At 70.1% G+C, this 11,516-nt stretch carries 11 protein-coding genes; 7 read left to right on the forward strand and 4 right to left on the reverse strand.

Translation table 11 applies throughout. The features are described 5' to 3' along the window. The first annotated feature begins 27 nt into the window (after positions 1-27). Genes ABGI63_RS07050 through ABGI63_RS07075 form a run of 6 tightly spaced genes read left to right on the forward strand, consistent with a single transcriptional unit; the run spans position 28 to position 7,390 of the window. Positions 28-2,196 (forward strand): family 20 glycosylhydrolase, encoded by a 2,169-nt coding sequence (locus ABGI63_RS07050; protein ID WP_349741766.1) that lies wholly within the window; start codon positions 28-30, stop codon positions 2,194-2,196. Further along, complete coding sequence (locus ABGI63_RS07055; protein ID WP_349741768.1) at positions 2,193-3,416, forward strand: ABC transporter substrate-binding protein; 1,224 nt, start codon at positions 2,193-2,195, stop codon at positions 3,414-3,416. Before ABGI63_RS07050 ends, ABGI63_RS07055 begins: the two co-directional genes overlap by 4 nt. Continuing rightward, a complete protein-coding gene (locus tag ABGI63_RS07060) occupies positions 3,416-4,303 on the forward strand; it encodes a carbohydrate ABC transporter permease (protein ID WP_349741770.1) in 888 nt (295 codons plus the stop codon). Before ABGI63_RS07055 ends, ABGI63_RS07060 begins: the two co-directional genes overlap by 1 nt. Next, positions 4,296-5,111 carry a carbohydrate ABC transporter permease gene (locus tag ABGI63_RS07065; RefSeq protein ID WP_349741771.1) on the forward strand — a complete coding sequence of 272 codons (816 nt, stop codon included), beginning with the start codon at positions 4,296-4,298 and terminating at the stop codon, positions 5,109-5,111. The genes ABGI63_RS07060 and ABGI63_RS07065 overlap by 8 nt, the downstream gene beginning before the upstream one ends. Positions 5,112-5,117: 6 nt before the next feature. Continuing rightward, a complete protein-coding gene (locus tag ABGI63_RS07070; RefSeq protein WP_349741773.1) occupies positions 5,118-6,218 on the forward strand; it encodes an ABC transporter ATP-binding protein in 1,101 nt (366 codons plus the stop codon). 11 nt (positions 6,219-6,229) lie between these two features. Then, entirely contained in the window at positions 6,230-7,390 is a 1,161-nt protein-coding gene (locus ABGI63_RS07075; RefSeq protein ID WP_349741775.1) for a lactonase family protein, read from the forward strand. A gap of 12 nt (positions 7,391-7,402) precedes the next feature. Here the strand turns inward: ABGI63_RS07075 and ABGI63_RS07080 are convergent, their stop codons facing one another. Together ABGI63_RS07080 and ABGI63_RS07085 are read right to left on the reverse strand one after the other, a co-directional pair. Continuing rightward, on the reverse strand, positions 7,403-7,651 hold the full coding sequence (locus tag ABGI63_RS07080; RefSeq protein ID WP_137944788.1) for a GlsB/YeaQ/YmgE family stress response membrane protein: 249 nt from the start codon (positions 7,649-7,651) through the stop codon (positions 7,403-7,405). 191 nt (positions 7,652-7,842) lie between these two features. Beyond that, the gene (locus tag ABGI63_RS07085) at positions 7,843-8,346 is read right to left on the reverse strand and encodes a hypothetical protein (RefSeq protein ID WP_349741776.1); all 504 of its coding nucleotides are present in this window, start codon (positions 8,344-8,346) and stop codon (positions 7,843-7,845) included. 166 nt (positions 8,347-8,512) lie between these two features. Between ABGI63_RS07085 and ABGI63_RS07090 the strand changes: the two genes are divergently transcribed. Then, positions 8,513-9,334: a GntR family transcriptional regulator gene (locus ABGI63_RS07090; protein WP_349741777.1), complete on the forward strand. Its 822-nt coding sequence runs from the start codon at positions 8,513-8,515 to the stop codon at positions 9,332-9,334. Here the strand turns inward: ABGI63_RS07090 and ABGI63_RS07095 are convergent. Both ABGI63_RS07095 and ABGI63_RS07100 read right to left on the reverse strand, forming a co-directional pair. Then, positions 9,278-10,699 carry an ATP-binding protein gene (locus ABGI63_RS07095; RefSeq protein ID WP_349741779.1) on the reverse strand — a complete coding sequence of 474 codons (1,422 nt, stop codon included), beginning with the start codon at positions 10,697-10,699 and terminating at the stop codon, positions 9,278-9,280. The genes ABGI63_RS07090 and ABGI63_RS07095 overlap by 57 nt on opposite strands. Further along, the gene (locus ABGI63_RS07100) at positions 10,696-11,361 is read right to left on the reverse strand and encodes a response regulator transcription factor (protein WP_137944793.1); all 666 of its coding nucleotides are present in this window, start codon (positions 11,359-11,361) and stop codon (positions 10,696-10,698) included. The genes ABGI63_RS07095 and ABGI63_RS07100 overlap by 4 nt, the downstream gene beginning before the upstream one ends. Positions 11,362-11,516 lie beyond the last annotated feature (155 nt).

Here is an 11,516-nt window from a genome sequence, read left to right on the forward strand (position 1 = left end):
CTCTTGCCGGCCGATGGGCCATTGCCGATGACGGCGCCTCTGATGCCCTGGCCGCGCGAGCTGCGCTGCCTTGAGGGGCTACCGGTCCAGGACGGGCAGGATCTGCCGGCGACCCGCGCAGCGCTGCGCCGCATCGCTGGTCCCGGCGAGTTGACCCTGCTGCTCGACACCCCCGACGACGGCGCGCCGCCGCCGCCTGGCATGGACGAGCGCTATCGCCTGGCGATCCGCGAGAGCGGCATCGTGCTGCATGCGGCCACGGTGTTCGGCGCGCTGCGCGGCCTGCAGACGCTGAGTCAGCTGCGCGATGGCAAGACCTGTCCCTGCGTCGAGATCATCGACGCACCGGCCTACCCCTGGCGCGGCCTCTTGATCGATGTGGCGCGGCGCTGGCTGCCGCTGGCGGTGCTCAAGCGCCAGCTCGACGGCATGGCCGCCGCCAAGCTCAATGTGCTGCACTGGCATCTGACCGATGACCAGGGTTGGCGCCTGGCCTCCGAGCGCTATCCGCGCCTGCAGAGCCATGCCGGCGGCGGGCAGTGCTACAGCCTGGAGGAGGCGCGCGAGCTGGTGGCCTATGCCAGCGAGCGCGGCATCCGCGTCGTGCCCGAGCTCGATGTGCCAGGCCACACGACGGCGCTGGCCGCCGCCTATCCCGAGCTGTTCAGCGCGCCCGGGCCGTATGAGACAGAGCGGGGCTTCGGCGTCTTCAAGCCCTGCCTCGATCCGCGCAAGCCCGAGGTCTACGAGTTCCTCGACCACATCCTGACCGAATGGGCCACGGTCTTCCCCGATCCCTTTGTGCATATCGGTGGCGACGAGGTCGAGGGCAGCCATTGGCAGGCGCTGGGCCTGGCGCCGCGCGCCACGCAGGCCTTGTTCAATCGCCGGCTGCTGGAGATCCTGGCCCGCCACGGCAAACGCATGCTGGGCTGGGACGAGCTCGGCGAGGACGAGGCGCTGCCGGCCGAGGTGATGGTCCAGTCCTGGCGCGGACCCGACAGCCTGGCCCGGATGGCGCGGCGCGGCCATGCGGTGCTGCTGTCGGCCGGTTTCTATCTGGATCAGCCCCATGCCAGCGCCTACCACTGGCGCCGACCCCTGCTGCCGCCGGCCGCGCCCAAGCTGCGCTGCCGGCCCGGCGAGCTGGCGCGCCATTGGCGCCTGCATCTGGACCTGGGCGTGCAGCAGCTGCGCGCCGAGCTGGGCCTGATCGAGGACAAGGCCGGCCAGTGGCGCGGCTGGATCGCTTTCGAGGGCCAGACGCCGCTGGCCCTGCGGACGCTGGCCTGGCGTGGTGCCGAGCTGCGCTTCGGCCTTGATACCTGGATGGGTGAGCTCAGCGCGCGGCTGCACGAGGAAGCGCCGTCGGCACGGCTGCGGGGTGTGATGCGCATCGCCAATGTGCTTTACCCGGCCGAGGGCGAGGCCCTGTATGCGCCGGACCAGCCGAGCGCTGCGCCGGCGCCGCTGGATGAGGCAGCGCTCGCGCGGGTGCGCGGGGCCGAGGCGGCGCTGTGGAGCGAGCTGGTCGACGCCCACAACATCGATCTGCGCCTGTGGCCGCGCCTGTTCGCGGTGGCCGAGCGCTTCTGGTCGGCCGCGCCGCCGCCCGGCGAGGCGGCCATGCTGCAGCGCCTGGATGCGGTGTCGCTGTGGGCCGTGCGCGAGCTCGGTCTGCAGCACGAGGCTCAGCATCGCCAGGGCCTGCTGGCCCTGGTGGACGGCGACGAGCGCGCGCTGGCCGAGCTGCAGCGCCTGGTGTGCCTGCTCGAGCCGGCCGGCTACTACGCCCGCCAGCACCGCAAAAAGCTCGGCGGGCGCTACCACCTGGACGAGCCGTTGAACCGCCTGGCCGATGTACTGCCGGCCGAGAACCGCTTGATGCAGGAGCTGGCGCGTGCCCCCATCGATAGTGCGCGCTGGCGCGCGCTGCTGGCCGAGGACTGGAGCGGGCTGCCGGCCCTGTTGCGTGGCTACGCCGGTCTGGCGGCGCTGCTGCCGCTGGCCGAGCGCCTGCCCGGGCTGCGCGCGCTGGGCCTGGAGCTGCTGGACGCTGTCGAGCAGGGCCAGGTCTTGCCCGAGGCGCGGCGCCGCGCCGCCCAGCAAACGCTGGACGCTGCCGCGCCCATGGTCGACGAAGTGGTGCTGGCCCTGGTGCCGGCACTGGAGAGCCTGTTGGAGGCCTGCTCTTGAAAACTGTTTTGTTGTTGATGGCCTTGCTGGGCGCGGGCGCGGTCTGCGCCCAGCCGCTGGACCTGCTGCACTGGTGGACCTCGGGCAGCGAGGCGCAGACCCTGGCCGAAGTGCGCCAGACCGCGCGGGAGGCCGGGGTGGACTGGCGCGAGTCGCCGGTGGCCGGGGCCGGCAATGCCAACACCCTGCTGAAGACCCGCTTCCTGTCCGGTCATCCGCCGGCGCTGGCCCAGCTCGACAAGGCGGTCTGGGTCTGGGGCGAGGCCGTGCCGCTGGCCGACCTGACGGCGGTGGCCCGGTCCCAGCGCTGGGGCCAGGTCTTGCCAGCGGCGATCTACACCGAGCTGCTGTACCAGGACAAGGCGGTGGCCGTACCGATCAACGTGCACCGCCTCAACAGCCTGTGGAGCAACACGGCCCTGCTCAAGCGCCATGGCTTGGCCGTGCCGCGCAGCTGGCCGGAGTTCTTCGCGGCCGCCGAGGCGCTGCAGGCGGCCGGCGTGATTCCGCTGGCCATAGGCGGCACGGTGGGCCAGCAGTTCAGCGTGTTCGCCAATATCGTGCTGGGGCAGGGCGGGCCGGCCTTCTTCCGCCAGGCCCTGGTCAAGGGCGACGCGACGCTGCTGGGCGGGCCGCAGATGTTATCGATGCTGCGCGACTTCAAGCGGGTCAAGCGCTATACCGATGCCGGCCAGGTCGGGCGCGACTGGGCCGTGGCCACCAGCCTGCTGATACAGGGCCGGGCCGCGATGCAGTTCACCGGCGACTGGGCCAATGGCGAGTTCCTGAAGGCCGGCTGGGTGGCCGGGCGCGACTACGACTGCACGGCCGCGCCGGGCCATGGCGATCTGCACTACTTCGAGTTCGACCGCATCCTGTTCTTCAAGCCCGCCAGCCCGGCCCAGGCGCGCCAGCAGGCGCGGCTGGCCGAGGCCCTGCTGCAGCCCGAGGCCTCGACCCGCTTCGCGCGCAGCAAGGGCGGCATTCCGGTGCGGGTCGATGCCGATCTGGCGGGCTTCAACGCCTGCGCCCAGCGCTCCTATGCCGACTTCAAGAAGAGCGGCGCTGATGGCCGCCTGACCCTGGCCCTGGGCGCCCAGCTGCCCGAGGCCACCCACGGCGCCTACCGCGATGTGGTGGCGGCCTTCTGGGCCAGTGATCGGATGACGGCCGAGCAGGCGCAGGCGCGCCTCGTGAAAGCAGCCCGGGTGGTCGATTGATGAAATTGCAACACCGCCACCTGCCGCCGCTGCTGATCGCGCCCTCGCTGATCGTCTGCCTGCTGTTCTTCTACGGCTTCATGGCCTGGACCGGCTGGATCTCGCTGACCCGCTCGGGCCTGCTGCCCAGCAGCGAGTTCGTCGGCTGGATGCAGTACCAGCGCCTGTTTGCTGATGAGCGCTGGCTGGCCGCGCTGGCCAATCTGGCCCGCTTCGCCGGCCTCTTCATCGCGATCCCGCTGGCGCTGGGCCTGCTGCTGGCCGTGCTGCTGGACCAGAAGCTGCGCGCCGAGGGCGCGCTGCGCCTGATCTATCTGCACCCGATGGCGCTGTCGCTGATCGTCACCGGCACGGTCTGGCGCTGGCTGCTGGACCCCGAGCTGGGCCTGCCGCAAGGGCTGCGCCAGCTCGGCTTCAGCAACTTCCGCTTCGACTGGCTGGCCGACGAGCAGATGGCGCTGTACACGCTGGTGATCGCGGCGGTCTGGCAGATCACCGGCTTTGTGATGGCGGTGTTCCTGGCCGGTCTGCGCGGCGTGGACGACGCGGTGGTCAATGCCGCCCGGCTCGACGGCGCGCGCGGCTTCACGCTGTACCGCCGCATCCTGCTGCCAACCCTGGGCCCCAGCCTGTTCTCGGCCCTGCTGGTGCTGCTGCCGGCCTCGATCAAGAGCTTCGATCTGGTGGTGGCGCTGACCGATGGCGGGCCCGGCCACGCCAGCGAGCTGCCGGCCCTGTATATGTTCCAGATGGCCTTCGAGCGCAGCCGCCTGGGTCTGGGCGCGGCCAGCGCGATGGTGATGATGATGATGGTGTTGTCAATTGCCTTGCCTTACGCCTATGCGCGTGGCCGTGCCAGTTCGCGCCAGGGGGCAGGTCATGCTTAAGCGCAGTCTGGCCTACGCGCTGGCGGCGCTGTTCGCGATCTATTTCATCCTGCCGCTGGCCTTCATGCTCCTGAACTCCTTCAAGAGCGCGGCCGAGCTGGCCCAGGGCGGCTTTCTGGGCTGGCCCCGGGTGCCGGGTCTTGAGGGCTGGCGCCAGGCCTGGGCCGCCCTGGGCGGCAGCTTCGGCAACAGCCTGCTGCTGGCGCTGCCGGTGGTGGCGGCGTCCAGCCTGCTGGCAGCGCTGAACGGCTTCATCCTGTGCAAGTTCCGTTTTCGCGGCAGCGAGGCCATCTTCCTGCTGCTGCTGGTGGCGCTGTTCCTGCCGATCAAGGTCTATCTGCTGCCGCTGGCCATCAGCCTGGCCAGGCTGGGCCTGGGCAAGTCGCTGGGGGTGCTGATCGCCATCCATGTGATCTACAGCCTGCCGCTGGCGCTGTTCTTCCGCAACCATTACCTGGGCTTCCCGGACGAGCTGCTGCGCGCCGCCCGCATCGACGGCGCCGGCTTCTGGGCCCTGTTCACCCGCATCGTGCTGCCGCTGTCCAAGCCGGTGTTCGTCGTCGTCGTGATCCTGCAGTTCACGACGATCTGGAACGAGTACCTGTTCGGCCTGGTCTTCACCGGCGACGGCGACCGGCCCATCACCGCGGCCCTGGCCCAGCTCGGCGCGGCCGGCGAGGGCGGGGTCAAGCAATACAACGTCGAGATGGCCGGCGCCCTGCTGGCGGCCCTGCCGACGCTGGCCGTCTACCTGCTGGCCGGCCGGCATTTCACCCGCGGCCTGGTGGCCGGTGCAGTAAAAGGTTGAGTACAGATGACCGGGCTTGCGATCAAGAATTTGAGCAAGGGCTTCGGTGCCCAGGCGGTGCTGAAGAACATAGAACTGGAGATTGCCGACGGCGAGTTCCTGATACTGGTCGGGCCCTCGGGCTGCGGCAAGTCCACGCTATTGAACCTGATCGCCGGGCTGGAGACGCCGGACGCCGGCGAGATCCATATCGGCGGCCGGCGTGTTGAACAGCTGAGCCCGCAGGACCGCGACATCGCGATGGTGTTCCAGAGCTATGCGCTCTACCCGAATATGACGGTGGCGCAGAACCTCGGCTTCGGCCTGGAGATGCGCCAGGTGCCCAGGGCCGAGCGCGAGGCCACGGTCGCCCGCGTGGCCGAGATGCTGCAGCTGCAGCCCCTGCTGGCGCGCCGGCCCGGCCAGCTCTCGGGCGGCCAGCGCCAGCGCGTCGCGATGGGGCGGGCGCTGGCGCGCTCGCCCAAGGTCTTTCTGTTCGACGAGCCGCTGTCCAATCTCGATGCCAAGCTGCGGGTGGAGATGCGTGCCGAGATCAAGCTGCTGCAGCAGCGCCTGGGCACGACCTCGGTCTATGTCACGCACGACCAGGTCGAGGCCATGACCCTGGGCCAGAAGATCGCGGTGATGAAGGATGGCCAGATCCAGCAGTTCGGCACGCCGACCGAGATCTATGCCCGCCCGGCCACGCTTTTTGTCGCCGGCTTCATGGGCGCGCCGGCCATCAACTGGCTGCGCGTGCGCGTCGATGTCGAGGACGGCACGCCCTTGCTGCGCCTGGCCGGCGCCGGCAGTCGCATGGGCCTGGCGCTCGCCAATCCGCGCCTGGCCGCCTGGGCCGGCCGCGAGCTGCTGCTGGGCCTGCGGCCCGAGCTGATCGTCAATGCCCAGGGTGAGGCGCCGCCGGGCGGCCATCGCTTCGAGGCGGTGGTCGAGTTGGTCGAGCCCACCGGTGCCGACACGTATGTGATGCTCGCGCTGGATGGCCAGCGCCTGTGCTGCCGCATTCAGCCCAGCTGCGGGGCCATGACCGGCGCCCCGCTGGCGCTGGACATCCTTCCCCACGAGTGCCTGCTGTTCGATCCGGACAGCGGCCTGCGGGTCGGCTAGGCTTGCTGACCATGATCAATCGTCGCCGCACCCTGTTGCTGACTCTAGCCGCCCTGCCGATGACCGCTGCCGCCACTTCCTTCCCGAACCCGGCGCTGACCGTCTATATCGGCGGCTATGCCCCCAAATCCCGAGGCATCCATCGCTTTCGCCTCGACCCGGTCAGCGGCGCGCTGAAGCCACAAGACCTGACCCCCAATGAACTGAGCCCCAGCTGGCTGGCGCTGGACGCCGGTCGCCGGGTGCTCTACGGCGCCAACGAGGCCGCTGCCTCGGTCAGCGCCTATGCGCTGGCGGTGGACGGCGCGCTGCGCCCGCTGGGCACGGCAGCCTCGGGCGGGGCCGGCCCGGTGCATCTGAGCCTGCATCCGGCGGGCCGCCATCTTTTCGTCGCCAACTATGGCGGGGCCACGGTGGCCGTGCTGCCGCTGCTGGACCATGGCCGGCCAGGCCCGGCCCTCGAGGTGCGGCCCACCGCCTTCGCGCCGGAGTTGCGGCCCGGGCCGCAGCGTGCTGCGCGCGCCCCTGAGGGCAGTTTTGCGATCAGCGGCCACGACGCCGCCCATGCCCATATGGCGGCCAGCGATCCCAGCGGACGCTTCGTGATCGTCTGCGATCTTGGCCTGGACCTGCTGATCGTCTGGCGCTTCGACGCCGCCACCGGCCGCCTGAGCTCGCCCCAAGCCACAGCGGTCTCGCCGGGTGCCGGGCCGCGTCACTTTGTCTTTCATCCGCAGCGCCCCGAGCTGGTCTATGTGCTCAACGAGGAAGCCTCGAGCTTGAGCTGGCTGCGCCTGGATGCAGCCGCAGGCCGGCTTGTGCCGCTGGGCGAGGTTAGCGCGCTGCCGGCCGGCTTCAAGGGCACCAGCTTCGCGTCCGGCCTGCTGGTTTCGCCCGATGGGCGTCAGCTCTACAGCCTGAATCGCCTGCACGACAGCATCGCGATCTTCGACCTGCTGGCCGATGGCGCACCGCGCCTGCGCGGCCTGGAATGGACGCGCGGCAGCTATCCGCGCAGCGCCGCGCTGGATGCAAGCGGCCGCTGGCTGCTGGTCTGCAACCAGAACAGCGACCATGTGGCGGTGTTCGAGCGCAGCACCGTTGACGGCGGGCTGCGCTTTGCCGAGCAGTACGGGGCGGTGGGCAGCCCGGCGGCAGTGGTGTTTGGCTGAGCTCGCAGCCGCTCAGCCCTTCTTCTTGATCGCGCCCCAGACGAGCAGCAGCACGACGGCGCCGAGCACCGAGGCGATGAAGCCCGCGCCCTGGCCGGCGGTATACCAGCCCAGCGCCTGACCCAGATAGGTGGCGGCCAAGGCGCCGCCAATGCCGATCAGCGTGGTCACGATGAAGCCGGCCGAGTCGTCACCCGGCTTGACGGCACGCGCCACCAGCCCCGCAAGAAACCCGATCAAGATGGTCCAGACGATGCCCATGGCTGCTCTTCTTTCCTTCGAGGGTTGAGGCCGGACGGTATCGCGCGGCGGGATCATGATAGCGGCGCTGTCGGTGCGTTGCGGCTGCTCGGATGCGGGGGATGAAAACCCGAGGGGGTCAGGGCTTGCCAGCGGGGCTTTCACCTGCCGCCTTCAAGCCTTGAGCCTCGAGCGGGTCCAACAACGAGCGGTCATTTGAGTTTGGTGTCCTCGCGCTTTGCTTCCGCCATCGCCTCCGGTTCGAGTTCCTCGGCGTAGCGGTTCATGCGGATGAAGAAGCCCCAGCCCGCCAGCAGCACGCCGGCCGAGAGCACGATGGCGGCGGCGTACAGCATGTGGGCGGGGTCTTCGTGCGCGGCCTTGAAGGTGGCCACCAGACCCTCGATCGCCAGGGCCACGACGACGACGACGAGAAACCTCGACAGGAAACGCCGCACGCGGGTCGGCCCGCTGATGTGGGCGTCGCGCACGACCTCCTCCTCGGCAATGGTCTGCGCAATCTGCAGGGCCACCACGGCGGCGGCCAGCAGGCCGACCGCTTCAATGATCTGCAGCGCGGCCCCGCGGTCCAGCCCGCCCTCGAAGGCCAGCCAGCCGACCTTGGCGGCAATCAGGGTGAGCATCAGCGCGGCGCAGGCAAAGAGGATCGCCATCAGGCCGTGGATGACAGGAAACGCGCGCAGCAGGGTTTTCATCGGCAGATCATGAGCAAGAATTGCAAGCGGAGGGTGCCATGTGCCCATGGACGCACTGGCAGGCGTCGTCGGATTGTTGCCGCAGATCGTTCGCCGCATGACCTTAATTCACTCTTAAAGCAATCTTGAGCCGGGCTGAAAGCCCGGCTGCGACAGTGGCAACACCATGTCGCACACGCTTGAAATCGAATCCCCCACCGACTCGGCGCCGCTCTACCTGCGCCTGATGCAGCAGCTGCTGGACGAGGTGCGGCAGGGGCGCTGGCAGACCGGCCTGCCCTCCGAGCGCAAGCTCTCGGACCGGCTGGCGGTGTCGCGGCACACGGCGCGGCGGGCCCTGGATCTGCTGTGCCAGCGCGGCATGCTGGAGCGTCGGCGGGGCTCGGGCACCTATCTGACCCAGCCGTTGGTGGACGCGGCGGCCCAGGCTCCGGCGCTGCAGCCGCTGCTGAGCGCCCCCAGACCTGCCGCTTTGCGTCAGGCCCCCCGAGGGGGTCAAGCAAACTCGGGAACGGCCCTTCGTTTACTTGAGAGCCCGGCCGGCGCCAGCCTGCCGCGCCACTGGCTGGTGCGCGAGGCCGGTGCGGCCACGCCGGAGGAGTTGTTCGCGCTGGGCCTGTCGCCGCAGACGCCGGTGGCGCGGCTGCAGTGGCGCGAGACGGCAGCCGCAACGGGGGGCGCAGCGGACCCGGGCTGGGCGGGTCTGGAAAGCCGCTGCCTGGCCCTGCATCTGCTGCCCCGGCCGCAGCAGTTTGACGGCCGGCTGGAAGACTGGCTGGCCGAGCAAGGCCTGAGCCCGACGCGCGAGCTGCAGCGCCTGCGCGCCTGCAATGCGACGCCCGAGCAGGCACGGCTGCTGGGACTGGCGCCGGGCGTCGCGCTGCTGCACATCACCCGCCAGAGCTATGGGCCGCGCGGCCAGGCCCTGGTGCTAAGCCACAGCTACCGGCTTGCGGACCAGGCCGGCCTGGTGATGGAGCTGCGCTGAGCGGGAGGCCGGCGCGAACACCAGCGTGATACCCAGGCCGCGGCCGCCGAGTCCGGTGCCCAGGCTGATGGTCGCGCGATGGCGCGCCGCCACCTGCTCGACGATGGCCAGGCCCAGGCCGCTGCCGGGCTGGTCCTGGCCGGGCAGGCGGTAGAAGCGCTCGAACACCTTGGCGTGCAGGGCCGGTGGTATGCCCGGCCCGTCGTCGCTGACGCTGAGCTGCCAGCCCTCGGCCTCGCTGCCGTCCAGGCGCAGCAGCACCTGGGCGGCGCCGTACTTGATCGCGTTGTCGATCAGGTTGTCGAGCAGCGAGGCCATGCCCTCGCGGGCCAGCTGCAGCCAGGCCTCGTCCGGCCCCTGCAGCTCCAGCTCGACGCCTTGGCGATGCGCCAGCGGCGCCAGCAGCGCCAGCCGGTCGCGCAGCAAGGCGGCGAGATCCTGGCGGCTCAGCGCATTGCCCTCGGTCTCGGACTCGGCGCCGGAGCGCATCAGCGACAGCAGCTGGTGCACCGTGTGCGTGATGCGCTGCACGCCTTCGTGCAGGCCATCACGGGCCTGGGCGGCGGCCGGCGCGGCGCGCAACAGGCGGTCGGCATTGACCTCGATCACGGCCAGCGGGGTCTTCAGCTCATGGGCCGCATCCACGAGAAACTCACGCTCGCGCGACAGGCGGCGCGAGAGTCGCGCCATCAGCCGGTTCACCGCGTCGACCACCGGGGCCAGCTCGGCATAGGGCGTGTCGGGCAGCGGTGCCAGGTCCTTGGCGTCGCGGCGCTCGATCTGGCGGCCGATGGCGCGCAGGGGCCGCAGACCCTGGCGCAGGATCAGCCAGGCCGGCAGCAGCAGCAGCGGCAGGCTCATCAGCAGCGGGCGGGTGTAGTGCACCATGCCGGCATTGCTGAAATGCCAGGTGCCCGGCCGCTCCTGCCAGCGCCGGATCACCACGCGGTCATCATCGCTGCGCACCTGGACATAGCTCCAGCCGCGGTCGGGCGGCAGCGTGGGCGGTGGGGTCAGCTCGGCCGGCTGCGCGCTGCGCAGCGGCGGGCTGCAGGCATAGACCTGGCGGCCATCGACCCACATCTGCAGATGGATCCATGGCGCGCTATAGCCCAGCGTCCACCAGTACTGGTGACGCAGCTGCTCCTGGGTTTCTATGGCCTGGGCCAGTTGCTGGGGCCGGTCGCGCAGCGACTCGGCCAGCAGCAGCAGGCCGCGGGCGCGGCTGTCGTTCTCTGCCTTGGAGTAGCGCTGCTGCAGCACCTTGACCTCGTAGACCTCGAAGGCGATCAGCAGGCACCAGGCCAGCAGCAGCACCAGGGCAAATCCCGTGAGCATGCGCCCCAGCAGGGTGCGGCGCTTCATGGGCCGCTCTCGACCACGAAGCCGATGCCGCGCACGGTGCGCACATAGCCTTCGCCGAGCTTTTTGCGCAGATTGAAGATATGCACGTCCAGCGCCTGACCCTCGCTGTGCGGCAGCGCGCGGGCCTCCAGCTCGCGCCGGGTCAGCACCCGGTCGGGGTAGCGCATCAGGGTCTGCAGCAGCATGAACTCGGTGCGCGACAGATGCACGGTCTCGCCGGCGCGGGTCAGCATCATGCGGCCCTCGTCGAGCACCAGATCCTTGCAGGCCCAGCGGCTGCCGGCGTCGCCGTCGCTCCAGCGCCCGGCGCGGCGCGCCACCGCGCGCAGCCGGGCCAGCAGCTCGGGGATCACAAAGGGCTTGATCACATAGTCGTCGGCACCCATGTCCAGGCCGTTGAGCCGGTCCTCGACGCCGTCGCGCGCGGTGATCACCAGGATGGGCACCTGCTTGCCCTGGGCGCGCAGCCGCCGCAGCAGCTCAAGCCCGTCGCCATCGGGCAGGCCCAGGTCCAGCAGCAGTGCGTCGAAGGGCTCGTCCTGCACCCAGTGCCGGGCATCGACGCTGCGCCGAACCCATACCACTTCGTGACCGGATTCCTGCAGCGCGGCCTGCAGGGCGCGCCCCAGCGCCAGATCATCCTCGACCAGACATACCCTCATGCCAACACTGTAGTCGAAGCCTCTTAAGGCGCCATTAAGGCGATGCTCAAGAAGCCTGAAAACTGGCTGGCGATATTGCTACCACTTCAAAACCAGTTGTCGTCCGGTACGCATGCCGGTCGCTGCCGGGTTTGCAGTCAGCCTCGCAAGGCCTC

Origin of the sequence: Roseateles cavernae (assembly GCF_040187885.1) — a bacterium.
Lineage (GTDB): Bacteria > Pseudomonadota > Gammaproteobacteria > Burkholderiales > Burkholderiaceae_C > Roseateles_E > Roseateles_E cavernae.